The sequence below is a fragment of the Mycobacterium sp. 5-140-3-2 genome (genome assembly GCF_035666375.1).
GTDB lineage: Bacteria > Actinomycetota > Actinomycetes > Mycobacteriales > Mycobacteriaceae > Mycobacterium > Mycobacterium intracellulare.
The window spans coordinates 1,285,798-1,310,942 of record NZ_CP142025.1; the positions used below are offsets into that span (position 1 = coordinate 1,285,798).

The 25,145-nt window shown below is 68.2% G+C and carries 15 protein-coding genes; 6 read left to right on the top strand and 9 right to left on the bottom strand.

The genetic code is table 11. The features are described from left to right. Positions 1 to 8: 8 nt before the first annotated feature. Together P6281_RS06355 and P6281_RS06360 are read right to left on the bottom strand one after the other, a co-directional pair. Positions 9 to 3,761, bottom strand: coding sequence for a multifunctional oxoglutarate decarboxylase/oxoglutarate dehydrogenase thiamine pyrophosphate-binding subunit/dihydrolipoyllysine-residue succinyltransferase subunit (locus P6281_RS06355; protein WP_014384067.1), 3,753 nt, complete (start codon positions 3,759 to 3,761; stop codon positions 9 to 11). Positions 3,762 to 3,943: 182 nt separating this feature from the next. Then, complete coding sequence (locus tag P6281_RS06360) at positions 3,944 to 4,723, bottom strand: hypothetical protein (RefSeq protein ID WP_029385054.1); 780 nt, start codon at positions 4,721 to 4,723, stop codon at positions 3,944 to 3,946. A 273-nt stretch (positions 4,724 to 4,996) separates the two neighbouring features. Between P6281_RS06360 and P6281_RS06365 the strand changes: the two genes are divergently transcribed. Beyond that, complete coding sequence (locus P6281_RS06365) at positions 4,997 to 6,997, top strand: MFS transporter (RefSeq protein WP_014384068.1); 2,001 nt, start codon at positions 4,997 to 4,999, stop codon at positions 6,995 to 6,997. Between the two features lie 5 nt (positions 6,998 to 7,002). Here P6281_RS06365 and P6281_RS06370 read toward each other — a convergent pair whose 3' ends face one another. Both P6281_RS06370 and P6281_RS06375 read right to left on the bottom strand, forming a co-directional pair. Further along, the gene (locus tag P6281_RS06370; protein ID WP_014384069.1) at positions 7,003 to 10,416 is read right to left on the bottom strand and encodes a TM0106 family RecB-like putative nuclease; all 3,414 of its coding nucleotides are present in this window, start codon (positions 10,414 to 10,416) and stop codon (positions 7,003 to 7,005) included. A 60-nt stretch (positions 10,417 to 10,476) separates the two neighbouring features. Next, positions 10,477 to 11,079, bottom strand: coding sequence for an LppP/LprE family lipoprotein (locus P6281_RS06375; protein ID WP_036390547.1), 603 nt, complete (start codon positions 11,077 to 11,079; stop codon positions 10,477 to 10,479). A 99-nt stretch (positions 11,080 to 11,178) separates the two neighbouring features. Between P6281_RS06375 and P6281_RS06380 the strand changes: the two genes are divergently transcribed. Further along, positions 11,179 to 12,882: a DEAD/DEAH box helicase gene (locus tag P6281_RS06380; RefSeq protein WP_014382022.1), complete on the top strand. Its 1,704-nt coding sequence runs from the start codon at positions 11,179 to 11,181 to the stop codon at positions 12,880 to 12,882. Next, entirely contained in the window at positions 12,879 to 14,018 is a 1,140-nt protein-coding gene (locus tag P6281_RS06385) for an acyltransferase family protein (RefSeq protein WP_014382023.1), read from the top strand. Before P6281_RS06380 ends, P6281_RS06385 begins: the two co-directional genes overlap by 4 nt. A 117-nt stretch (positions 14,019 to 14,135) precedes the next feature. Here P6281_RS06385 and P6281_RS06390 read toward each other — a convergent pair whose 3' ends face one another. The 3 genes from P6281_RS06390 to P6281_RS06400 all read right to left on the bottom strand — a co-directional run bounded on the left by P6281_RS06390 (position 14,136) and on the right by P6281_RS06400 (position 17,440). Then, on the bottom strand, positions 14,136 to 14,717 hold the full coding sequence (locus P6281_RS06390; RefSeq protein ID WP_008254688.1) for a TetR/AcrR family transcriptional regulator: 582 nt from the start codon (positions 14,715 to 14,717) through the stop codon (positions 14,136 to 14,138). Continuing rightward, positions 14,717 to 15,958 (bottom strand): cytochrome P450, encoded by a 1,242-nt coding sequence (locus P6281_RS06395; protein ID WP_008254689.1) that lies wholly within the window; start codon positions 15,956 to 15,958, stop codon positions 14,717 to 14,719. Before P6281_RS06395 ends, P6281_RS06390 begins: the two co-directional genes overlap by 1 nt. Positions 15,959 to 16,072: 114 nt before the next feature. After that, positions 16,073 to 17,440: an FAD-binding oxidoreductase gene (locus tag P6281_RS06400; protein WP_008254690.1), complete on the bottom strand. Its 1,368-nt coding sequence runs from the start codon at positions 17,438 to 17,440 to the stop codon at positions 16,073 to 16,075. Between the two features lie 65 nt (positions 17,441 to 17,505). Between P6281_RS06400 and P6281_RS06405 the strand changes: the two genes are divergently transcribed. From P6281_RS06405 to P6281_RS06415, 3 genes are read left to right on the top strand one after another with little or no spacing between them, the layout of a single operon-like run. Further along, positions 17,506 to 18,342 (top strand): uracil-DNA glycosylase, encoded by an 837-nt coding sequence (locus tag P6281_RS06405; RefSeq protein WP_014379570.1) that lies wholly within the window; start codon positions 17,506 to 17,508, stop codon positions 18,340 to 18,342. Beyond that, the gene (locus tag P6281_RS06410; RefSeq protein WP_008254693.1) at positions 18,339 to 19,469 is read left to right on the top strand and encodes an FAD-binding protein; all 1,131 of its coding nucleotides are present in this window, start codon (positions 18,339 to 18,341) and stop codon (positions 19,467 to 19,469) included. The genes P6281_RS06405 and P6281_RS06410 overlap by 4 nt, the downstream gene beginning before the upstream one ends. Positions 19,470 to 19,516: 47 nt before the next feature. Beyond that, the gene (locus P6281_RS06415) at positions 19,517 to 20,548 is read left to right on the top strand and encodes an LLM class flavin-dependent oxidoreductase (protein WP_009953967.1); all 1,032 of its coding nucleotides are present in this window, start codon (positions 19,517 to 19,519) and stop codon (positions 20,546 to 20,548) included. Between the two features lie 7 nt (positions 20,549 to 20,555). On the opposite strand, the gene P6281_RS06420 is transcribed toward P6281_RS06415, so the two are convergent. Both P6281_RS06420 and P6281_RS06425 read right to left on the bottom strand, forming a co-directional pair. Further along, on the bottom strand, positions 20,556 to 24,422 hold the full coding sequence (locus tag P6281_RS06420; protein ID WP_014384070.1) for a bifunctional diguanylate cyclase/phosphodiesterase: 3,867 nt from the start codon (positions 24,420 to 24,422) through the stop codon (positions 20,556 to 20,558). A gap of 219 nt (positions 24,423 to 24,641) precedes the next feature. Further along, positions 24,642 to 25,076, bottom strand: a complete 435-nt coding sequence (locus tag P6281_RS06425) for an HIT family protein (RefSeq protein WP_009953969.1) — start codon at positions 25,074 to 25,076, stop codon at positions 24,642 to 24,644. Between the last annotated feature and the right edge of the window lie 69 nt (positions 25,077 to 25,145).

Below are 25,145 nucleotides of genomic sequence, written 5' to 3' on the forward strand. Positions count from 1 at the left end.
ACGGCGAATCAGCCGAAGGCCGTGTCGATGATCTCCTGCTGCTCGACGGCGTGCACCTTCGACGAGCCCGACGACGGGGCCGACATCGCCCGGCGGGAAATCCGCTTGAGCCCGGTCAGCTTGTCGGGCAGCAGCTCGGGCAATTCCAGGCCGAAGCGCGGCCACGCGCCCTGGTTGGCCGGCTCTTCCTGAACCCAGAAGTACTCCTGGACGCTCGGGTAGCGGTCCAGCGTTTCGCCCAGCCGGCGCTTCGGCAGCGGGGCGAGCTGCTCGATCCGCACGATCGCCACGTCGTCCCGGTTGTCCTTGGCCTTGCGGGCCACCAACTCGTAGTAGAGCTTGCCGCTGGTCAGCAGGACCCTGCTGACCTTGCTGCGATCGCCGATGCCGTCCTCGTAGGTCGGCTCTTCGAGCACCGAGCGGAACTTGATCTCGGTGAAGTCCTTGACGTCGCTGACCACCGCCTTGTTGCGCAGCATCGACTTGGGCGTGAACACGATCAGCGGGCGCTGCACCCCGTCGAGGGCGTGCCGGCGCAACAAGTGGAAATAGTTGGACGGCGTGGAGGGCATCGCGATCGTCATCGAACCCTCTGCCCACAGCTGCAGGAAGCGCTCGATGCGGCCGGAGGTGTGGTCGGGGCCCTGGCCTTCGTGGCCGTGCGGCAGCAGCAGCACCACGTTGGACAGCTGGCCCCACTTGGCCTCGCCGGAGCTGATGAACTCGTCGATGATCGACTGCGCGCCGTTGACGAAGTCCCCGAATTGGGCTTCCCACAGGACGAGCGCGTCCGGGTTGCCCACGGTGTAGCCGTACTCGAAGCCGACGGCCGCGTATTCCGACAGCGGGGAGTCGTAGACCAGGAACTTGCCGCCGGTGGGGGTGCCGTCGGGGTTGGTCGCCAGCAGCTGCAGCGGCGTGAACTCCTCGCCGGTGTTGCGGTCGATGATCACCGAGTGGCGCTGCGAGAAGGTGCCGCGCCGGGTGTCTTGCCCCGATAGGCGCACCAGCTTGCCCTCGGCCACCAGCGAGCCGAGCGCCAGCAGTTCGGCGAAGGCCCAGTCGATCTTGCCCTCGTAGGCCATCTCCCGGCGCTTCTCCAGGACCGGCTGCACCCGCGGGTGCGCCGTGAAGCCCTCGGGTAGCGCCAGGAACGCGTCACCGATGCGGGCCAGCAACGCCTTGTCCACCGCGGTGGACAGGCCCGCGGGCAGCATCTGGTCGGCCTCCACCGATTCGCTGGGCAGCGCGCCGTGCTTCTCCAGCTCGCGGACCTCGTTGAACACCCGCTCGAGCTGGCCCTGGTAGTCGCGCAGGGCGTCCTCGGCTTCCTTCATCGAGATGTCGCCGCGGCCGATCAGGGCCTCGGTGTAGCTCTTCCGGACCCCGCGCTTGATGTCGACGACGTCGTACATGGCGGGGTTGGTCATCGACGGGTCATCGCCTTCGTTGTGCCCGCGCTTGCGGTAGCACAGCATGTCGATGACGACGTCCTTCTTGAACTCCTGCCGGAAGTCGACTGCCAGCTTGGCCACCCACGCGCACGCCTCCGGGTCGTCGCCGTTGACGTGGAAGATCGGCGCCCCGATCATCTTCGCGACGTCGGTGCAGTACTCGCTGGACCGTGAGTACTCCGGCGCGGTGGTGAAGCCAATCTGGTTGTTGGCGATGATGTGGATGGTGCCGCCGACGCGGTAACCGGGCAGGTGGGTCAGGTTGAGGGTCTCGGCGACCACGCCCTGACCGGCGAACGCCGCGTCGCCGTGCAGCATCATCGGCACCACCGAGAAGGCCTTGTCGTCCCCCTGGTCCTCGGCGCGCCGGTCCAGCAGGTCCTGCTTGGCGCGCACCAGGCCCTCCAGCACCGGGTCGACGGCTTCCAGGTGCGACGGGTTGGCGGTCAGCGACACCTGAATGTCGTTGTCGCCGAACATCTGTAGGTAAACGCCGGTGGCGCCCAGGTGGTATTTGACGTCGCCGGAGCCGTGCGCCTGCGCGGGGTTGAGGTTGCCCTCGAACTCCGAAAAGATCTGCGAGTACGGCTTGCCGACGATGTTGGCCAGCACGTTGAGCCGGCCACGGTGCGGCATCCCGATGACCACCTCGTCGAGCCCGTGCTCGGCGCACTGGTCGATCGCCGCGTCCATCATCGGAATGATGCTTTCCGCCCCCTCGAGTGAAAACCGTTTCTGCCCAACGTATTTGGTCTGCAGGAAGGTCTCGAAGGCCTCGGCCGCGTTCAGTTTGCTCAGGATGAACTTCTGCTCGGCCACCGTCGGTTTGACGTGCTTGGTCTCGACGCGCTGTTGCAGCCACTCCTGCTGCTCGGGATCGAGGATGTGGGTGTACTCCACGCCGATGTGCCGGCAGTAGGCATCGCGCAGCAGGCCCAGCACATCGCGCAGCTTCTTGTACTCGGAACCGGCGAAGCCGTTGACTTTGAACACCCGATCGAGATCCCACAGCGTCAGGCCGTGGTTGAGGATCTCGAGGTCGGGGTGGCTGCGGAACCGGCTGCCGTCCAAGCGCAGTGGGTCGATGTCGGCCATCAGGTGGCCGCGATTGCGGTAGGCCGCAATCAATTCCATAACCCGGGCGGTCTTGTCGACGATCGAGTCCGGGTTGTCGGTGCTCCAGCGCACCGGCAGATACGGGTTGCCCAGCTCGCGGAAGATCTCGTCCCAGAACGCATCCGAGAGCAGCATCTCGTGGATCGTGCGCAAGAAGTCGCCGGATTCCGCGCCCTGGATGATGCGGTGGTCATAGGTCGAGGTCAGCGTGATCAGCTTGCCGATCCCCAGCTCGGCGATGCGTTCCTCGCTGGCGCCCTGGAACTCGGCGGGGTACTCCATGGCGCCGACGCCGATGATGGCGCCCTGGCCGTTCATCAGCCGCGGCACCGAGTGCACGGTGCCGATGGTGCCCGGGTTGGTCAGCGAAATCGTCACGCCGGCAAAGTCTTCGGCGGTCAGCTTGCCGTCGCGGGCCCGCCGCACGATGTCTTCGTAGGCGGTGACGAACTGCGCGAACCGCATGGTCTCGCAGCCCTTGATGCCGGCCACCACCAAGGAACGCTTGCCGTCCTTGCCCTGCAGGTCGATCGCCAGGCCCAGGTTGGTGTGCGCCGGGGTGACGGCGGTGGGTTTGCCGTCGACCTCGGCGTAGTGCCGATTCATGTTCGGGAACTTCTTGATCGCCTGCACCAGCGCGTACCCGAGCAGGTGGGTGAACGAGATCTTGCCGCCGCGCGTGCGCTTGAGTTGGTTGTTGATGACGATCCGGTTGTCGATCAGCAGCTTGGCGGGAACGGCGCGCACGCTGGTCGCCGTCGGCACCTCCAGCGACGCCGACATGTTCTTGACGACGGCCGCCGCGGCGCCGCGCAGCGTCTGCAACTCGTCGCCTTCGGCCGGCGGGGGGGCGGCGGCCTTCGCCGGCGCGGGGCGCGCCGGGACCCCGTTGCCGGCGGCCGTGCTGGCGGGGGGCGCCGTGCTGGCGGGGGGCGCGGGCTTGGGGCTTTCGGGGGCCGCCGCGGCCGGCTTGGCGGGGGCCGCTGCGGCCGGCTTGGCGGGGGCCACGGCCGGCCGGCCATCGCCGCTGGTCGGGGTGGCCGTCGCCGCCTCGCCCGTCGGCTCGGGGTTGTAGTCGACGAGGAACTCGTGCCAGCTCGGATCCACCGACGAGGGGTCATCGCGGAACTTGCGGTACATCTCCTCGACCAGCCATTCGTTTTGACCGAATGGTGAACTTATGTTGCTCACGACCGCAGTTCGCCTCAATCCCTTTGTCCTACAGGGCCACCGCAGCTATCGCGCGGTGCCTGCACCCTCGTCTGCCCGGCGGGCCGAGCACCTCATATCCATGGCGGTACCCATTGCTGCCGCCCTATAAAGGCTAACCTCTCGCCACCAATCTGCCAGGCGGACCGGGGCCTCGGGGCGGGTCAGCCGGCTTCGTGGATCGGGGGCACCAGATGCAGCGCGCGGGGCCAGCGCCCGGGTGGGGGGCCGAACGCCCGGTTGGCGTTGCGGACCATCTTCTTGCCGGCGAGGTAGTTGCCGACCGCTCCCACCACGACCCCGATCCCGACCGGCAGCAGTTTGCCGAACAACAGGGCGCCCCGCCGCACCGTGTACTTCCTGACCCACGACTTGAGCAGCCGCGAGTTCAGTCCCGACATCGACGACAGCGGAAGCGCGGCCAGGCTCTCGGAGATCCAGCCGCCGTTGGTGCGCCGCGGACCGATCAACTGCGTGACGGCTTGCTCGCTGTTGTCACCGACAAGCACCGCCAGCACCAGGGCGCGGCGCCGTTCCCGGTGATCGGCCGGAATGTCGTGGACCACCGCGACCGCCAACACGAAGAACGCGGTGGCCTCGAGGAACGTCACCGTTTCCGCCGCCGCCGCGGACAGGGCACTCAACGTGCCGATTCCGGGGACGGTCGCCGCGGCTCCCACCGCAACACCGCCGGCCGTCACCATGGCCACGTAGCGCTTCTGCAGCTTGGCCAGGATCTCGGCCGGGCTGGCATCGGGATCGGCGTTGCGCAGCCGGGTCACATAGGCCTCGGCGGCGGGGCCCTGTATCCGCGAGCTGCGCTCGATGACCTGCGCCAACGCCCGCGCGGACATCTTGGGTCGACCGTTCTTGCCGGTCGGCGCCTCTCCCGCGTTGGCCATGGTGAATAACCGCTTCGGCGACCTGTTCCGTCGGGCCCGCATAGTGTCTCTCCTGCAAATGGGGTTCTTTCAGGCTAACGTGCCCGCGCCAAATCCTGACGCCGTTATCGACGCCCACCGGATCCGTGGCTGCCGGCCCTCTTGCGCCGCCGGGAATAATGCAGGCTGGATGTCTGCGACGGCCGTGCCGCCGGCCGGTCGTCGTGGTGAACGGTTCGCCGCGCGCGCGGTCGATGACCTGGGAGTTCAGGCCGATCGACCGGACGGGCCGATGCGGCGTAACGGCATCGTCGGGAGCGAAACGAGGTGGGGTGGATGACCACGGCTACGCCCCGCACGCCCGGGGGAGCGCGGCGCGCGAGATCCGGGCCGGCGCGGTCCGCCCACCGCTGGGATTTCTTCACCCAGAGCTCGCCGCAGTCGCAGAACCCCTGGAACCCGCTGTGGGCGATGATGATCGGCTTTTTCATGATCATGGTCGACTCGACCATCGTCGCCATTGCCAACCCGACCATCATGGCCAGCTTGCGCATCGGCTACGACACCGTGGTCTGGGTGACCAGCGCCTACCTGCTGGGCTATGCGGTCGTGTTGCTGGTGGCCGGGCGCCTGGGTGACCGGTTCGGTCCCAAGAATCTCTACCTTTTCGGCCTGGTGGTGTTCACCATCTCCTCGGTGTGGTGCGGGTTGGCCGGCAGCGCCACCATGCTGATCGCGGCCCGCGTCGTGCAGGGCGTCGGCGCCGGGCTGCTCACTCCGCAGACCTTGTCGACCATCACCCGAATCTTCCCGGCGCAGCGGCGTGGCGTCGCGGTCAGCCTGTGGGGCGCCACCGCCGGCGTCGCCAGCTTGGTCGGCCCGCTGGCCGGCGGGGTGCTGGTCGACGGCCTGGGGTGGCAGTGGATCTTCTTCGTCAACGTCCCCATCGGTGTCATCGGGCTGGGATTGGCTTATTGGCTGATTCCGGTGCTGCCCACCCAGTCGCACCGCTTCGACCTGATCGGGGTCGCGCTGTCCGGCATCGGCATCTTCCTGATCGTGTTCGGACTGCAACAGGGGCAGGCCGAACATTGGCAACCGTGGATTTGGGCGCTGATCGTCGCGGGCGTCGGATTCATGACGGCCTTCGCGTTCTGGCAGTCGCTGAACGCGCACGAGCCGCTGATTCCGTTGGTGATCTTCAGTGACCGCGATTTCAGCGTGTGCAACGTCGGGGTCGCCGTCATCTCCTTCGCCGCGACGGCAATGATGTTGCCGCTCACGTTCTACGCGCAGGCCGTGTGCGGGCTCTCGCCGACGCGCTCGGCTCTGCTGATCGCGCCCATGGCGATCGCCAACGGCGTTTTCGCCCCGTTCGTCGGCAAGATCGTCGACAAATACCATCCGCTGCCGGTGCTCGGTTTCGGGTTCTCGGTGCTGGCGATTGCGCTGACGTGGCTGACCTTCGAGATGTCGCCGACGACGCCGATTTGGCGGCTGGTGTTGCCGTTCTTTGCGACGGGTGTGGGGATGGCGTGCGTGTGGTCACCGCTGACCGCCACCGCGACGCGGAATTTGCCGCCGGAGCTGGCGGGCGCGGGTTCCGCGGTATACAACTCCGTGCGCCAGTTGGGCGCGGTGCTGGGCAGCGCCGGCATGGCCGCGTTCATGACCTGGCGGATTACTGTCGAGATGCCGCGGCAGCCGTCCGGCGGGGCCACCGACGAGGGTGCCTTGGCGTTGCAGCTGCCCGAATTCCTGCGCGAACCGTTCTCGGCCGCGATGTCGCAATCGGTGCTGTTGCCCGCATTCATCGCATTGTTCGGGATCATCGCCGCACTGTTCCTGGTCGGCTCTGCGCCGTGGACCGACAACGGTAGGGGCGGCGACGATCTGCTCGGGCCCGACGATGACGTCGTCGACGACGACTATGACGACGACGAGTACGTCGAATTGGTGCTGGTGCGCGAACCCGACGCCGGGCAGTCGAGCCAACCCGCGCCGCCGCGGCTCGATCCCCCGCAGCCACGGCGTAGCGAAGTGCCGCCTCGGGCCGATTCGTGGCACAACGCATTCGATGAACCAAAGGTCCAACCAATTGGCTATGCCCACAACGGTTCTCGTGTGGACAGCGGCAAACGCCTTCGCCAGGTGGCGGTGCGGCGCCCGCCCAAATCGATGCCACCGGGTGATCGGCTCACCCGGCCGCCGCGTCGCCACCACAATGGATCGGCGGGCCACTATTTCACCGAAGGCGAATCGCTGCGAGGTCAACACCACCGTCCCGATCCGGACGACGACCCCACCGGGTCGGGCCGGCACTCCTCGAGCGGTTAGCCGGTCTACCGCAGATCGGGTTGGGTCAGCGCCAGGAAGGCGCCCAGGTCGATCAGGCCCGCTGGTGTGGCGGGCAAGTATTCCGTCAGTGACGACGAGCGCACGATCACGGCTGCGTACTGAGCCCGGCTGACCGCGACGTTGAGCCGATTCCTGTTGAGTAGAAACGAGATTCCGCGTGGCACCACATCCATGGACGACACCGTCATCGAGATGAACACCACCGGCGCCTGTCCGCCCTGGAACTTGTCGACCGTCCCCACCCGGACCCCGCCGAGCGCCGCCGCGGTCAGGCGGCGGCGCAGCAGCGCCACCTGGGCGTTGTAAGGCGCCAGCACCAGCACGTCGGCGGCGGTCAAGGCTCGGGTGCCATGCTCGTCGGTCCACGCCGCGCCGAGCAGCTGTCCGATCGCGGCGACGATGGCGGCCGCCTCCTCGGGGCTCTCGGTCGAGTTCCCTTGGTGCTCTACCGAAAGTAGCTGCACGCCAGGTGAATACCCATCGAGGCGGCGGGCGGCCGTGCAGTCGTCGGACTGCAGCCTGTTCTCATAAGAGAGCGCCGAAACCGCGGCGCAGACGGCCGGATGCATTCGGTAGGAGCGGTCCAAGAAGTAACCACGTTCCTCGGGCAGGGTGCGCTGACCGTCGACCAGCCAATCCAGCGCCGAGGTGTCCACCGGCTCTGGATGGGTGCCCTGGCTGACTTGCGGCAACTGTTGCGGATCCCCGAGCAGCAGCAGGTTGTCAGCTGCCGGGGCCACCGCGATGGTGTTGGCCAGACAGAATTGGCCCGCTTCGTCGATCACCAGCAGGTCAAGGCTTTTCGGCGGTATCCGATTGGCGTTGGCGAAATCCCATGCGGTGCCGCCGATCACACATCCCGGTGTGTCAGCCAGGAAGGCGGCGTACGCGCCGCCATCGATCTCCCGCCAGCGCGGGGACTGGCGGTCGTAGCGCTTCTTTGCGATGCGCTGCGGATCCAGACCGGCGTCGATCACACAGTCCAACAGGTTCTCCACGGTGGCGTGCGATTGCGCGACAACACCGACGCGCCAGCCGTGTCGGGTAACCAGGTCGTGGATGACCCGGGCGGCGGTGTGCGTCTTGCCGGTTCCGGGCGGCCCATGAACCGCCAGGTACGACGAGTTCAGATCGAGTAGCGCGGCGGTGATGTCGGCGACGGTGTCACCGCCGTGCGGGAGGGGATCAGCGCTGCGCGTCCGGGGCGCTCGGCGCAGCAGCACGTCGACCACGGCGCTGTGCGGCAGCTGCGGCAATCCGGCGGCCACCGTGGTGGCGGTCGCCTCGATCGATTCCCGCAGGGCGGTGGTGGGGATGGGCGGGCCGGGAGTCAGCGCAAAAGGCAATTGGTCAAAGGTGTTGCCGTCACTGCCAACTCGTTCAACGACCACCACCTCGGTGGGCACCGCCGGATCGTCGGCCTCGATGACCGAGGCGCGTCCGGCCGCCCGCCGGTCCGGGTTGTCGGTCATGCCCGGCGGCGCCGGCGGGTTGTAGAGCGCGAATACGTCGCTTTTCAGGTCGCCACGCGCGAGTTCGCCGCGTAGCTGCAGCCGCCGCTGGGGTTTGCGCGCGCGGGGAGGTGTGTGCCAGTCGACGCTGACGGACGCGCGCTCAGCGACGAACACGTCGGTGTTATCCGCCCATTCGTCGACCGGGAAGTTCAACCGGTCGAAATGCGCCCACCAGAAGGGCTTGTCCTCGCGACGGTGGTAGCCGCGCGCGGCGGCCACCAGCGCCACCGCCGTCTGCTCCGGGGTGCGCTCGTCGATGCCGGCGGCCCCGGTGAACGCCGCCAGGGTCACCGCCAGTTCGTCGCGGTCCTCGACGGTGTTGCCGTCGCCGACGGGCTGGGCGCCGATCGGTACGACACCGGATTCGTAGGCGCGCAACATCAGCCAGTTACGCAGTTCCTGTGTCGACCGGCAGTCGTAGTGGTTGTAGTCCTCGATCTCCTTGAGCACGGAGGCGGCCTCGTCGCCGCGGCCCTCCGCGCGCAGTTCGCAATAGCGCGCGTAGGAGGTGATCGAACCGGTCGCCGTGGTCACGTCGCCCGCGCGCAGTTGTGACCCCATGTAGAGCGGTTCGAGCGCCTTGAGGCTGAATGACTCCGCGCCGACGCGAATGCTCCTGCGCACCAACGGATAAAGGTCGACCAGCGTGCCGCTGCGCAGCAGTTCGTCGACCTCGTCCTCGCCGACGCCGTAGCGCCCGGCGAGCCGCAGCAACGCGGTCTTCTCGTAGGGTGCGTAGTGGTAGATGTGCATGTTGGGGCGGCGCCTGCGCCGCTTGGCCACCATCGCCAAGAAATCGGTCAGCGCCTTGCGTTCGTCTGCCCGGTTGTGCGCCCACAGCGGGCGAAACCTGCCCGTAGGCCCGGCCTCCAAGACGCCGAACAGGTATTCCAGGCCCCACTCGCGGCCGTCGGCGGTCCACAGCGGGTCGCCTTCGAAGTCGAAGAACAAATCACCGGGGTCCGGCTCGGGGAGCAGCGCCAGTGGCTGCGCGTCGATGACCTGGACCTGCGGAACGCCCGTATCGCGTTGGCGCACTTGCAGTTTCGCCTGGGTGGTCAAGGCGGTGACGACACCCGCGGCCAGCTCGGGAACCGGCCCGCTGTGGGCGGCAAGTTCGGTGACGGTGGTGATGCCGGCCTTGAACAGCTTGTCCCGCTGGCTTACCCGCAGACCGGCGACCAACAGCACGTCGTCGGCGGCGCGCAGCTGCTCGATGCACGACGGGCAATGAAAACAGGCGGCCACGCTTTCGTCGTCCCATCGCACCGCGGCGCCGCTCGCATGGTGGTCGTCGAGCAGCCGCTGCAGCCGCACCCGCTGCAATCGGTAGACCGGGACCAGGTCGCTGACGCGGTGCCGCACGGCCGTTCCGTCGCCGAGCCGCAGTTCGGCCTCGGGCGCGACGGGCACACCCGAGGCCGCCAGCACGTCGGCGTAGGCGGCCAGTTGCAACAGCGCGGTCACCTTTTCGGAGCGGGCCAGCTTGGTGTCGACGACCCGATACTGCTCGCCGTCGCGGACCAGAAAGTCGGCGAATCCGAGGAAGCGGCCGTCGAACATCGCGGCCTGATACACCGCGGGGGCGTGGTCGGCGACGGCGCGCAGCGTCGCGTCGGTGGCCGCCGCCAGCCCCGCGGGTGTGTAGGCCGGGCGGCCGATGACCGCGACGGCATCGCCGAATCGCTCGCGCAATCGGGCGAGCTCGCGCCGCTCATGCTCGTCGCCGAGGGTGGCTGTCCGCGTGAGCAGTTCGTCCTCGATCGCGGTCGCCGGCCCGCGGCCGAGTTTGGCGTCGAAATCCCGCAGCAGCGCGAATTCGCAGCGGGCGGCGGCGGCAAGGTCCGACGCGCTGTAAACGATGCTGTCGCCGGTCACGAACACTGGAGCCACTGTAGGACAGGGCTCCGACACGATGGTCGCGCCGGGCGGGCGTGCCCGGGATCAGTGCGCGGGCGTATTGCCGATCAGTTCGACGGCGTTGCCGTTCCAATGAAACTTCACGTGGGTGTTGAGGCCCTGGATCCCGCCCGGATAGGTCAGCGCCACCGTGTCGCCCGTGGTTTGCGCCGGGTCGATGCCGTTGAAGCCGTAGGTGTCGGGGACGCCCTGCGGGATGAATTGACCGAGGTGGAACAGCACCGCGCGGGTGGTGGGGCTGACCGCATTGGTGTTGGCCTTGATGATCACCGCCGACAGCTGCGCGCACTGGTTGTAGTTGCCGGCCAGCGGCTCGGGATTCCACGGCTGCTGGCTGCGCGGGTCGCGTGGCAGTTCGGACACCACCTTCGCGATGGTGGGCGAGGCGAGGTTGACCGCACATGGATCGGCCGGTGGCGCGTTGCCCGGCTGGGCGGCCGGCAATGGCGTGGCCGGGGCCGTGATCGACGGGGTCTCAGAAGTCCTTGCCTGCGGTGTCTTTGCGACTGTGGAATCTCCTGAACCGCAGCCGGTCAAAGTGGCGGCGATCAATGCAACAGCGGCCGAGCAGGTCAGTGGCTCGGTACGACACGGTAGCGACCACACATCGACGCACCGTACCGTCATCGGCGCCGCGGGTGTGGCAGGCGTGGCCGAGGCCCGCTCGGCTGTGCTGATGATCACGCGGACCGCCGGACAGCCGGTCACCACTAGACTTCTTGGGCGATGACCCTCTCAGACAGCTCGACCGGGGCTGCCTCTACGACGTTTGCCGACCTGCAGATCCACCCCTCGGTGCTGCGGGCGGTTGCCGACGTCGGCTACGAATCACCCACCGGTATCCAGGCCGCGACGATCCCGGCGCTGATGGCGGGCTCCGACGTGGTCGGGCTGGCGCAGACCGGCACCGGCAAGACCGCCGCGTTCGCGATCCCGATCCTGTCCAAAATCGACGTCACCAGCACCGCCACCCAAGCCCTGGTGCTCGCCCCGACCCGGGAGCTGGCCCTGCAGGTCGCCGAGGCGTTCAGCCGGTACGGAGCCCACCTGCCCAAGATCAACGTGCTGCCGATCTACGGCGGCTCGTCCTACAGCGTGCAGCTGGCCGGGCTGCGGCGCGGGGCGCACGTGGTGGTCGGCACGCCCGGCCGGGTGATCGACCACCTCGAACGGGGGACGCTGGACCTGTCCCACGTCGACTACCTGGTGCTCGACGAGGCCGACGAGATGCTCACCATGGGCTTCGCCGAAGAGGTCGATCGCATCCTGTCGGAGACCCCGGAATACAAGCAGGTGGCACTGTTCTCCGCGACCATGCCGCCCGCGATCCGCAAGCTCACCACCAAGTACCTGCACGACCCGCTCGAGGTCAGCACCAAGGCGAAAACCGCGACCGCCGAGAACATCTCGCAGCGCTACATCCAGGTCGCCGGTCCCCGCAAGATGGACGCGCTGACCCGGGTGCTCGAGGTCGAGCCGTTCGAGGCGATGATCGTCTTCGTCAGAACCAAACAGGCCACCGAGGAAGTCGCCGAAAAGCTAAGGGCGCGAGGTTTCTCCGCCGCGGCCATCAACGGGGACATCCCGCAGGGCCAGCGCGAGCGGACCGTCGCCGCCTTAAAGGACGGCAGCATCGACATCCTGGTCGCCACCGACGTGGCCGCACGCGGACTCGACGTGGAGCGGATCTCGCACGTGCTCAACTACGACATCCCGCATGACACCGAGTCGTACGTGCACCGGATCGGGCGCACCGGCAGGGCCGGACGTTCGGGCACCGCGCTGCTGTTCGTTTCGCCGCGAGAGCGCCACCTGCTCAAGGCGATCGAAAAGGCCACGCGGCAAACGCTCACCGAAACCGCCTTGCCCACCGTCGAGGACGTCAACGCGCAACGGGTGGCCAAGTTCGCCGATTCGATCACCACCGCGCTCGGGGCCCCCGGCATCGACCTGTTCCGCAAGCTGGTCCAGGACTACGAACGCGAACACGACACCCCGATGGCCGATATCGCCGCCGCGCTGGCCCTGCAATCCCGCGACGGCGAGGAATTCCTGATGTCGCCCGAACCTCCGCCCGAGCGTCGCGAGCGGCGCACCGAGCGCCGCGACCGCCCCGAAAAGCCAAGGTCTACACGGCCGTTCGCCACGTATCGCATCGCGGTGGGCAAGCGCCACAAGATCGGTCCGGGCGCCATCGTGGGCGCCATCGCCAACGAGGGAGGGCTGCATCGCAGCGACTTCGGCCACATCGCGATCGGCCCGGACTTCTCGTTGGTGGAACTGCCGGCCAAGTTGCCCAAGTCGACGTTCAAAAGGCTTGAGCAGACCCGCATCTCGGGGGTGTTGATCAACCTTCAGCCGGACAGGTCCTCAGCCAAGGCCCGCGGCGGCCGGGACGGCGGGAAACCGCGCAGGAAACACGGCGAATGACGCTGTCCGAAGAACAGGACGCCCAGGGCGGACTCGAGCAGACCTCGCGCGTCGACCGCGTCGCCTCGCTGACGGGCGTCCGGGCCGTCGCCGCGCTGCTCGTCGTCGGCACCCACGCGGCCTACACCACCGGCAAATACACCCACGGCTATTGGGGCCTGGTCGGTTCCCGGATGGAGATCGGGGTGCCGATCTTCTTCGTGCTGTCCGGTTACCTGTTGTTCCGCCCGTGGGTGAAGTCCGCCGCAACCGGCGGCCCGCCGCCGTCGCTGAGTCGCTATGCGTGGCACCGGGTTCGGCGCATCATGCCCGCCTACGTCGTCACGGTGTTGTTCGCCTACGTGCTGTACCACTACCGCGAGGCGGGGCCCAACCCCGGGCACTCGTGGCTGGGGTTGGCGCGCAACCTGACGCTGACCCAGATCTACTGCAACGGCTACCTGGGCAAGTATCTGCACCAGGGGCTGACCCAGATGTGGAGCCTGGCCGTGGAGGCCTCGTTCTACGTCATCCTCCCGCTGCTGGCCTACCTGCTGCTGGTGTTGATATGCCGGCGTCAATGGCAGCCGAAGCTGGTGCTGGGCGCCCTCGCGGCGATGGCGTTGATCAGCCCGGCGTGGCTGGTTCTCGTGCACACCGACCACTGGTTCCCCGACGGCGCCCGGCTGTGGCTGCCCACCTATTTGGCCTGGTTCCTCGCCGGCATGATGCTCACCGTGTTGCAGGAGATGGGCGTGCGCGCGTACGGGTTTGTGGCCATCCCGCTGGCGATCATCAGCTATTTCATCGCGTCCACACCCATCGCCGGCGCGCCCACCACCTCCCCGGCGACGTTGAGCGAGGCGTTGTTCAAGACCTGTTTTTATGCCGTGATCGCCGCACTGGCGGTGGCGCCCTTGGCGCTGGGGGATCACGGATGGTATTCGCGGCTGTTGGCCAGCCGCCCCATGGTGTGGCTGGGGGAGATCTCCTACGAAATCTTCCTGATCCACCTGATCACCATGGAATTCGCGATGGACTACGTGGTGGGCGCGCGCGTCTACACCGGGCCGATGCTTTATCTGTTCGTCGCGACGCTGGCGCTGACGATCCCGTTGGCGTGGCTGTTGCACCGTTTCACGCGGGTTCGCGACTAGCGCCTTTGCCCGCCTCCCAGCGACAAGCGCATTGCTCAGCGCGCCGAGCCGACGTTGCTTGGAGGCGGGCGCTGAGGACATTGCTTCCGGCCCGGGAGCGCGACGAATCCGGCGGCCCTAGCCGCGGGCGGACACCGGCGCCACGATCGGCACGACGAATTCCTCGATCATCGCCCGCTCGTCGGCTTCGTCGTGGCCCGGGAACAGCAGCATCGACACGATCACCCGGACCACCCAGCGCGCCCGGCGCTCCACCACCGCGGGATCATCGGCTCCCAACGAGTTCAGGAACGCCGCCGCCAGGGCCGCGATCACGTCGGACTGGCCCGCCAACTCGCCGCCGACTGGCGGGCGCGTCGTGGCGAACCACGACGCCAGCGCGGGACTCTCGCGCACCATTTGCAAGGTGACCAGGATGCTCGCGACCAGTCTTTCGTGCGGGTCCTCGATGCCGCCGGTGCGCGCGAGGATGGCGCGGCCGAGCCGGTGGGTCTCGCGGTGCACGTACGCGGTGCGCAATGCCTCGCGATTCTCGAAATACCGGTACAGCGTCGCTCGGGAACACCCTGCGGCCCTGGCGATTTCGTTCATGCCGATCGAATCCGAGTCGCGCTGGGTATAGAGTTCCTCGGCCGCGTCGAGTATCCGGTCGGCGGCCGCTTCGCTGCGCCGCGCGGAAAGCCAGTCGTTTCCCGGCATCAGGACCCCACTCGAATCGGCACCGACAGCGGCCGCCGCACGTAATTGCCCCCGGCCCAGGCGATCCCTGATTCGTCGACCTCGAAGTCGGGGCATCGGGCCAGCAGCTCGGTGAGCGCCACCCGGGACTGCATCCGGGCCGCGGCGGCGCCCAGGCAGTGGTGCGCGCCGTGGCTGAACGTCAAAATGTTGCGCGGGCACCGGGTCACGTCGAGTTCGGCCGCGTCGGGCCCGTATTGGCGTTCGTCGCGGTTGGCCGACCCGTACAGCAGCAGCGCCCTGCGCCCGGCGGGAATGGTGGTGTCGCCGATCGTCACCTCGCGGGTGGTCGTGCGCGCCAACCCCTGGACCGGTGAGGTCATCCGCAGCAGCTCCTCGACAGCGTCGGTGATCAATTCGGGGTTGTCCACCAACAACTTTCGCTGATCGGGACGCTCGTGCAGCAGCGGCATCGAGCCGCCGAGCATGCCGGTGACGGTGTCGTTGCCGCCGGTCACCATCGTGAATGTGAACGCCAGGATCGACAGCGTGCCGGCGACGTCACCGTCGGCGCCCACCCCCGCGGTCACCAGGTGGGAGATCGTGTCGTCCTCGGGGTCGGTGCGACGACGTTCGATCAGGCCGGTGAAGTAGGCCATCATCGACCCGACCGCGTCGCCGACGGTCTCCAGTGCCCCCGCGACGCCGCCCTCGGCGGTGTTGGCCGCGACGATCGCCTGGGTCCAGCCGTCGAACTGCACCCAGTCCTCTTCGGGCACACCGAGATAATGCGCGACCACCATCGACGGCAGCGGTTTGAACAGCTCGGTGACGATGTCACCGCCGCCGGCCGCGCGCAACCCCTCGATGCGCTCGACGACGAATTCCCGCACCTTGGGTTCCACCGCCTCGACCTGCCGCGGCGTGAACCCGCGCGACACCAGCTTGCGGAACTGGGTGTGCACCGGTGGATCCTGCATCACGAACGGTGGATTGTCTTGCAGGCCAATCAGTTCCAGATCGTCATAGTTGACGGTCAGGCCCTTTGCCGAGGAGAAGGTTTCGTGGTCGCGGGCCGCCGCCCACACGTCGGCGTGCCGCGACAACACGTAGTAGTCATGCTCGGGAGAATTCGCCGGAACGACGTGGTGCACGGGGTCGTGGTCGCGCAGCGCGCGGTACATCGGCCACGGGTTCGACCAGGTGGCGGCGGTCGCGAGCTGGAAGGCGACCGGTGCGTTCTGAGACATAACAGCAGCCATGTCTTATTCGTACGACAGCAGCCGAGATATGTCAACCGCCCGGCGACGCCAGTGCTCGGCCAGCCGGGCAGTCGACATCGATTTCCCGGCCAGCCGGGCGCTCAGCAGCCAGAACTAAATGCCCGACCCGGGGTTGAGGATGCCCTTCGGATCCAACGCCTGCTTGATGCGCCGGTTGAGGTCCATCACCTCGGGCCCGAGATAGCCAGCCAGCCAGGGCCGCTTCAACCGGCCCACCCCGTGCTCGCCGGTGATCGTGCCGCCGAGACCGACGGCCAGGTCCATGATCTCGCCGAATGCCAGGTGGGCGCGTTCGGTCATGTCGGCATCGGCGGGGTCGTAGACGATCAACGGGTGGGTGTTGCCGTCGCCGGCGTGGGCGATCACCGAGATCATCAGGTCGCGTTCGGCGGCGATGCCGGCGATCCCGGTGACCAGCCGGCCCAGCGCCGGAAGCGGCACGCCGACGTCCTCGAGCAACAGCGATCCCTTGGCTTCGACGGCCGGGATGCAAAACCGCCGCGCGACGACGAATGCTTCGCCCTCGTCGGGATCGTCGGTCGAAAATACTTCCGTCGCAGCGTTTTCCGCCAAGACCTTGGCCATGATCTCGGCGTCCTCGCTACCGGCGCGGCCGCGCTCGTCGGACCCGGCCACCAGCATGGCCGCCGCCCCGCGGTCCAGGTCCATGCGCAGGGTGTCCTCGACGGCGTTGATCGCCACCGAGTCCATGAACTCCAGCATCGAGGGGCGAAGCCGGGCGGTGACCCCGAGCACCGCGTCGACCGCGTCCTGCACCGAGGCGAAGGTGGCGACGACGACGCTGGACGCGTTCTGCTTGGGTACCAGCCGCAGCGTCACCTCCGTGACGACGCCCAGCGTGCCTTCGCTGCCGACGAAGAGTTTGGTCAGCGACAGGCCCGCGACGTCCTTGAGCCGCGGCCCGCCCAGCCGGACCGCGGTCCCGTCGGCCAGCACCACCTGCATGCCCAGCACATAGTCGGTGGTGACGCCGTACTTCACGCAGCACAGCCCCCCGGCGTTGGTGGCGATGTTGCCGCCGATGCTGCAGATCTCGAACGAGGACGGATCCGGCGGATACCACAGGCCGTGTTCGGCTGCGGCCTTTTTCACCTCGGCGTTGAACAGCCCGGGCTGGCATACGGCGGTCCGCGTCACCGGGTCGACCGAGATGTCTCGCATCTTCTCGGTCGAGAGCACGATGCAGTTGTCCAGGGCGGTCGCCCCGCCGGACAGGCCGCTCCCGGCGCCCCGGGGCACGACGGGCACCCGATTAGCGGTGGCCCAGCGCAGCACGGTCTGCACCTCTTCGGTGCGCCGCGGTCGCACCACGGCCAGCGGTTTGCCGGCCGACGGGTCGAACGCGCGGTCTTGGCGATAGCCCTCGGTCACGGTGGGATCGGTGACGACCATCCCGTCGGGCAGGTCGGCGATCAGGCTGGCCAGGGCGTCAGAGCTCACGGCCCGATAGTAAGCCCGTGTCGCGGCCCCGGACGGTGCCCGGGTCTGCACGACGTGGCCACTGAATGCAGGATGTTCATGTGCTCGACCACCCGCGTACCGGCCAGCCGTTCGACTCTCCGGTTGGCGCGGGCACCGGATGGCCGGGTGACCCGGCCACGCCGCAGACCCCGGTGGCGGCCGATGCCGCTCGGGTCGTCGCCCTCGCGGAACAGGCCACCTCGATCCCCGAGCTCGACGCCCTGGTCAGCGTGTGCCGGGCCTGTCCGCGGCTGGTCGACTGGCGCGAGGAGGTGGCGAGGGTCAAACGGCGGGCCTTCGCCGACCAACCGTATTGGGGCCGGCCCGTACCCAGCTGGGGAGCGGCGCGGCCGCGGCTGCTCATCGTCGGGCTGGCGCCCGCCGCCCACGGCGCCAACCGCACCGGCCGGATGTTCACCGGCGACCGCTCGGGCGACCAGTTGTACGCGGCGCTGTACCGGGCCGGCCTGGTGAACCAACCGACCAGCGTCGACGCCGCGGATGGGTTGCGGACCAACCAGATTCGCATCGTCGCGCCGGTGCGGTGTGCGCCTCCGGCCAACGCCCCGACCCCCGCCGAGCGGGACACCTGCTGGCCCTGGCTGCAGGCCGAATGGCAGCTGGTGGCCGACCACGTCCGCGTGGTCGTGGCCCTCGGCGGATTCGGCTGGCAGATCGCGCTGCGACTGCCGGGCACCTCCGGTAGAGCCGCGAGACCCAAGCCCCGGTTCGGCCACGGCGCCGTTGCCGACCTCGCCCCCGGGGTGCGGTTGCTCGGCTGCTACCACCCGAGCCAGCAAAACATGTTCACCGGTAGGTTGACACCGGCAATGCTCGACGACATCTTCCGCGACGCGAAAGAACTGGCAGGGATCAAGTGAGCGAGATTCTCGTTTCCGGCGCCAGCGTGGCGGGCACGGCGGCCGCGTTTTGGCTTGGGCGGCACGGCCATTCGGTGACCGTGGTGGAGCGCCATACCGGGCCGCGGCCGGGCGGCCAGGCGATCGACGTTCGCGGCCCGGCGCTGACCGTGCTCGACCGCATGGGGCTGCTGGCCGCCGCCGAGAAGCGCAAGACGCAAATCCGCGGCTCCTCCGTGGTCGACCGTGACGGCAATGAACTGTCGCGCGACACCGAATCGACACCCACCGGCGGGCGCATCGACAGCCCCGACATCGAACTGCTGCGCGACGACTTGGTCGAATTGCTTTACGGCGCAAGCCAATGGACGACCGATTACCTATTCGACGACACCATCACCGCGTTGGAGGCCGATGGTGCGGCCGTTCGCGTCACCTTCGAGCGTGCCGCACCACGGGAATTCGACCTCGTCGTCGGCGCCGACGGATTGCATTCCAACGTGCGGCGATTGGTGTTCGGGCCGGAGGAGGATTTCATCGAACGGCTGGGCACGCACGCGGCGATCTTCACCGTGCCCAATTTCTTGGACCTGGACCACTGGCAGATGTGGCACTACGGCGACTCCACCATGGCGGGGATCTACAGCGCGCGTCACAACGCCGAGGCCCGGGCCATGTTGGGTTTCATGGACCCGGAGCTGCGGATCGACTACCGCGACACCGAAGCCCAGTTCGCCGAGCTGGAGCGGCGGATGGCCGGGGAAGGATGGGTTCGCCCCCAACTGCTGGAGTACATGCGGACCGCACCGGACTTCTACTTCGACGAGATGTCGCAGATCAAGATGGACCGCTGGTCGCACGGCCGCGTGGTACTGGTCGGGGACGCCGGGTACTGCTGCTCGCCGCTGTCAGGACAGGGCACCAGCGTCGCGCTGCTGGGCGCCTACATCCTCGCCGGCGAGCTTAAGTCCGCCACCTCGGACGGGACCGCCGACCACGAGCGCGGATTCGCCAACTACCACCGCGAATTCGCCGACTACGTGCAGCGCAATCAATGGCTGGTCGTGGACAACATTCCCGGCGGCGCACCGATACCGCAGGAGGTGTTCGACCGCATCGTCTCCTCGATCACCCTCAAGGACTACTAGGGCCGGGGTTCGGGAACGTTTGCCGGCCCGCGCACGTTGACGCCATCGTGCGTCTTTCCGTCCTTGATCTCATCCCGGTGCGCACCGACCAGACGACCGGCGACGCCCTGGCGGCCACCGTGCAGCTGGCGCAGGCCGCGGATCGGTTGGGTTTTACCCGCTACTGGGTCGCCGAGCACCACAACATGCCTTCCGTCGGTGCCACCAGCCCGCCGGTGGTCCTCGCCTATCTGGCACCACAGACCTCGCAGCTACGGCTCGGCTCGGGTGGGGTGATGCTGCCCAACCACGCGCCGCTCGCGGTGGCCGAACAGTTCGCGCTGCTGGAAGCGGCCGCCCCCGGACGCATCGACCTCGGCATCGGCCGGGCGCCGGGATCCGACCCCGTGACCTCCTACGCGCTGCGGGGCGGGCAGGACGGCCGGGACATCGAGAACTTCCCCGAATACCTCGACGACGTGGCGGCGCTGATGAGCGCGCGCGGCGTGCGGGTTCCGCTGCGCTCGGGCGACTACACGCTCAAAGCCACCCCGGCCGCCGCGACCGAACCGCGGCTGTGGCTGCTGGGTTCGTCGATGTATTCGGCGCATTTGGCCGCCGCCAAGGGGCTGCCGTACGTGTTCGCACATCACTTCTCCGGCAAGGGAACCGAAGAGGCGCTCGAGGTGTACCGCGCCCGATTCACGCCCAGCGCGTTTGCCGCCGAGCCGCGGACGTTTCTGACGGTCAACGCCGCGGTGGCCGAAACCCAGCAGGAGGCAACGGCGTTGATGCTGCCCAACCTGCAGATGATGGCCAGGCTGCGGACCGGGCAGCCACTCGGGCCGGTGCCGCTGGTGGAGGAGGCGGCGGTGGCCGAGTTGACCGGACAGCAGCAGGCGATCGTCGACAGTGGTCTGCGACGCGCCGTCCTGGGGACGCCGGCGGAGGCCGCCGAGCAGATCCGCGCGCTCGCCGAACACTTCGGCGTCGACGAGGTGATGGTGAACCCGGTGGCCTCGGCCCGCCGCGGCACCGACCCGGACACCGCACCGGCGCGCGTCGCGACGCTGGAGCTGTTGGCCAAAGAGCTGTTCTGAGTCCCGCTCACGCCCGCCGGTGGGACTGGCTGGTGTGGGGTTCGGGTGTGTGGTTGGCGATCCAGTTCCGCAACTCGTCCGGCGGCAACGGCGCGGTGTGCACGTAACCCTGGGTGATCATGCAGCCGTACCGGTGCAGCGCGTCCAGGGTGGCCTCGTTCTCGACACCCTCGGCGACGAGGTCAGCGCCCAGGTTGTGGGCGAGCGCCACCGTGGACCGCACGATCGCGACCGATCGTGCGTCGTGATCCAGGCGGGTTACGAAAATCCGGTCGAGTTTGAGCTCGTCGACCGAAACCTCTTGCAGCCGGGCCAATGACGACCAGCCGGTGCCGTAGTCGTCGAGCGATATGCGAATTCCCAAGCGTTGCAAGGCGGCGACGGTGTTGCGGGATCGCGCGGAATCCACCAGCGCGCTCTCGGTGATCTCGAGGATGAGCGCGTCCGCGGGCAGGTCATAATTCGCGAGCAGCCGCTCGACGGTGCCGACGAGCTCGATGTCGAGCAGGTTGGTCGTCGACAGGTTCACCGCGACGGTGAGCGTGATGCCCTGCTCACGCCAGCACCGGACCTGTTTCAGCGCCATGCTCAGGGTGCGGTTGGAGATCTTGCGCATCAGTCCGGCGCGCTCGGCGACGGGCAAGACCTCTTCCGGCAGCAGCGTTCCACGGGTGGGGTGCTGCCAGCGCAGCACCGCCTCGACGCTGTGAACGCTGCCGTCGCGCCCGTCGATCTTGGGCTGGTAGTGCAATTTCAGTTCGTCGGTGTCGAACAGTGCCGTACGCAGGTCCTCGATGAGGTTGGGGTCGTTGTTCCGATAAACCTCGAAGGACGAGTCGTAGACCGCGATCTTGCTGCGGGCGGATTCGGCGTGCGCCATCGCGGTTTCGGCGCGGCCCAGCAGCTCTTGCGGGTGGTCGCAGTGGTCGGGACACAGCGCGATGGCGATGCGGCCTTCGACCTGCACGGTGATCGGGTCCAACGCGATCGGCTCACTCAACGCTTCCAGCAGGCGGCCCGCCTGAGCGCTGGCGGCGGTCAGGTTGGCCCCGTCCGCGAGCAGCACGGCGAATTGGTCATCACCGACCCGCGCCAGCATGTCGTCGCGACGGACGCTGCCGGACAAGCGGTTTGCGATGTGGCACAGCAACTCATCGCCGAAGTGGCGACCGATCGAGTCGGTGATCTCGTGAAAATCGCTCAGGCTCAACAGCAACAGAGCCCGCCGCGCGCGCGCTCTGCCCGGAATCGACGTCGGCCCCGGCGCCGTAGTGGGCAACGCGGTGAGGGCGCTGGCCAGCGAGTGCCGGTTGGGCAGCGCGGTCAACTCGTCGGTCATGGCGTGCTTGGCGTTCGTGTGCAACAGGCTCACGTCCCGGAAGGTGAGCGAGAATCGCGCGGTCGCCACGACCAGGCTCAACGCCGCCAGGGTGGCGGCCGGCCGCGAATGATGAGCCAGGACGATGACTCCCAGCGCGACAACCGATGTCGTCACCGGGGTGACATACGGGCTGAATCGGTGTCTGGGCACTGGCGCCGTCGGCGACGAGGGGGACCAGCTGGCCATCGCGATGAGCAACGACGACGCCGGCCAGCAGGCATCCAGCAAGGTGCCGACCCGATAGGAGCCCGCCGTCGTCTGGAACAGGTACGCCACGTCCGCCACCGCAAACACGACCAGTCCGGTCATCAGCAGCGCCCAGCGAAAGTCATTGCGCCAACCGAGTATTGGCAGCATGCCGGCGGCCAGGGCCAGGAGCACCAGGTCAATCCAGGGGTAGACCAATCCCATCCACACCGTCGCGGGCGTGCGTGACGTCGCCGCCCGCATGGGGCCCTCCGTCACGGCCGCGGCCACCGCCGCCAGCGTCAGGGCGCACACCAGCGAGTCGAGCTGAATCGGGATCGGCAACCGCTTGAACCGTGCCCGCATGAGCAGCAGCAGCCCGGCGTACACCAGCGGGTAGTACGCCAGGTACACCGGGTCGGCCACCGACGGGGAGCGACCGTTGGGCACAAACAACGCGTAGACGATGTCGCCCGCGGCCGAGAACGCCATCCCGGCGGCGATCAGTGACCACGCCAACCGGTCCGCCGAGACGCGGTACGCGCGAAGGACAACCAGACCGGCGGCCAACACGGTCAGCGCCGAATACAGCGTTGTGGCCGAGAACATGCCGTGTCCCGCGTCCGGATGCGCGACGCTGGACGCGGCGAAGGCGATCACGCCGACCGCCAGCACCGCGAAGCCCACCCGGATACCCCTCGGTGGCCGAGGGGCATCGTCTGAGACATCGCCGGAGGGCGAGTTCGTGGTCGGTGTCGCGACGTCGGAAACGGGCGGTGACGCCTGCGGCGTCGCGACACCGCCGCCGCCATCGACCGGCGGCGCCACGTCGGATTCCCCGGAATCGGGAGACGCCGGGAACGCGTACGGCAACGGCAGGTCGGGCATGAAGCTGCGGATGCATTGCCCGCCTTCGCGTTTGGCGGCGTACATGGCGAGGTCGGCGTGCCTCAGCAGCTGGTCGACCGTGCAGGCCGATGCGCCGGTGCACACCGTGAATCCGATGCTGGGCCGGACCATGATCGGAATGCCGTCGATCAGGATGGCCCCGGTGAACGCGTCGAGGATCCGGTGCGCGGCCGCCTGCGATTCTTGGACGGAAGCCTCGATGACCGCCGCGAATTCGTCGCCGCCGAGCCGGGCGATGGTCCCGCTTTCCCCCAACGCCGCGGTGAGCCGCCCGGCCACCCTGACCAAAAGCTCGTCGCCGGCCGGATGGCCCAGGGCGTCGTTGACCGACTTGAAGTTGTCGAGGTCCAGGCACAGCACCGCGATGGGCATGCCGTTGGGATGCCGGCGCGCGACGGCCTGTTCCAGGCGCTGCAGGAACAGGGCGCGATTGGCCAGACCGGTCAGGTTGTCGCGAAACGCCTCGCGCGCGACCTCCGACAACAGATTCTGGTTGTCGACCAGGACGACGAATTGCCGGGCCAGCACGGCGGCCACCAGGATGCCCAGCGCGGCGAGCATGGGGTCGTGTATCGAATGGCCCGCCGCGTGCGCCCAGCCCGCCGCGGCGGCGAGGATCAGCGGCAAGTAGGGCAGCCACAGCCGGGCCCGGAACTCGGTCTCATCCGGCGGCGCGGGCGCGGGACGCTCGTGCGCGGCGGCCAGGGCCGCGAGCGCCAATAACGCCAGGCCCGCGACTCGGACCAGGTCGCCGACCCCGCCCGTGTGATAGCTGGCGATGCCGGTATAGAAGACCAGCGCCATGTCGGCGATGCAGATGGTCGCGACGCCGGCGGCGAGCAGGCTGCGGCTCGGCCGGTCGCCGGGACGAGCCCGGGAAAGCATCAGGATCGCCGTCGTCACCTGGACGATGTCGGCGAAGACCTCCGCCGAGGTCACCAGCCGCGCGCCGGAATGCTCCTGCAGCTGCGCTTCGACCACGAACACCCAGGCGATGACGAACAGCGACGTCGCCACGATGAGACCGTCGAGCAGCAGACGCCGGGGGCTCTTGCGAGACAATTGGGACAGCAGCACCAACGACGTCATGGCGCCGACCGGCCACAGCAGAAGGACGAACTCGGTTGCCGCAGGGTGGGTGGCGTGATCGAATTCCGGGCGCACGTCGTAGAACGCCCAGATGACCTCACCGGCCGCCCAGCCGAGCAGGGCCGTCACCAGCGCCAGCCATCCGTATCGTTGCCGCCGGGGCTTGAAGCGGGCCGCGCGCGCGGCGTATGCCGCCGCGATGGCAAGGCACATCGCGATGACGAACCCGTTGATGGGGTGCGTCCCGTACGGGCCGCGCCATCCCCAGAACGACGACAGCACGATCAGCACGCCGGCTACGCCGTACACGGAGACGAGGGACCACCCGGCGGGTGCCGGCACCCCCGACCGCCGCCACGGATTCACCGCCCGCCGTTTCGTCACGCTTGAGCTCCCCTGTTGTGTGGTGAAGAAACAACAGCATCACCACGAGTTACAGGGCATTAAACCGCTGCAGACGCGCGCTAAGTGTGGCTTTTGCCAGGTTGGTGCCGTTTCCGGTGCCGCCGAAGGACGGCCGCCACGGGCCTAATCCGGTTGACTTGCGTCGATACGGGCCAGTGCGTTGCGCAGAATCTGGCCGGTGGCGTCGCGGTCGGGGTCGCGGCGCAGCAGCATTCCTTTGGCCACCGACAGCTTGTCGCCGTTGCGGCGCGGCAAGACGTGCAGGTGGATGTGGAACACCGTCTGGAAGGCGGCGCTGCCGTCGTTGATGGCGATGTTGGTCGCGTCGGCCAATTCCGTCGTGCGCGCGGCCCGGGCGATGCGTTGGCCCAGGGTGACCATTCCGGCCAGCGTCTCCGGCGTGGTGTCGGTGAGGTCGACGCTGTGCCGCTTGGGCAGCACCAGCGTGTGGCCACGAGTGAACGGGCGGATGTCGAGGATCGCCAGGTAGTCGTCGTCTTCGTAGATCCGGATGGCCGGAGCTTCCCCGGCGACGACCGCACAGAACACGCAGGACATGTCGCCCACGGTACTTGTTGCCGCGCCGCGGCCCCGCCGACGCCAGCCCGGGCCCGGCCCAATTGCGGG

Excerpts from the sequence above, each read along its gene's own strand:
- P6281_RS06405 (WP_014379570.1), top strand. The coding sequence starts at position 17,506 with ATGCAGGATGTTCATGTGCTCGACCACCCGCGTACCGGCCAGCCGTTC.
- P6281_RS06390 (WP_008254688.1), bottom strand. The coding sequence starts at position 14,717 with ATGCCGGGAAACGACTGGCTTTCCGCGCGGCGCAGCGAAGCGGCCGCC.
- P6281_RS06380 (WP_014382022.1), top strand. The coding sequence starts at position 11,179 with ATGACCCTCTCAGACAGCTCGACCGGGGCTGCCTCTACGACGTTTGCC.
- P6281_RS06360 (WP_029385054.1), bottom strand. The coding sequence starts at position 4,723 with ATGCGGGCCCGACGGAACAGGTCGCCGAAGCGGTTATTCACCATGGCC.
- P6281_RS06385 (WP_014382023.1), top strand. The coding sequence starts at position 12,879 with ATGACGCTGTCCGAAGAACAGGACGCCCAGGGCGGACTCGAGCAGACC.
- P6281_RS06375 (WP_036390547.1), bottom strand. The coding sequence starts at position 11,079 with ATGACGGTACGGTGCGTCGATGTGTGGTCGCTACCGTGTCGTACCGAG.
- P6281_RS06425 (WP_009953969.1), bottom strand. The coding sequence starts at position 25,076 with ATGTCCTGCGTGTTCTGTGCGGTCGTCGCCGGGGAAGCTCCGGCCATC.
- P6281_RS06395 (WP_008254689.1), bottom strand. The coding sequence starts at position 15,958 with ATGGCTGCTGTTATGTCTCAGAACGCACCGGTCGCCTTCCAGCTCGCG.
- P6281_RS06365 (WP_014384068.1), top strand. The coding sequence starts at position 4,997 with ATGACCACGGCTACGCCCCGCACGCCCGGGGGAGCGCGGCGCGCGAGA.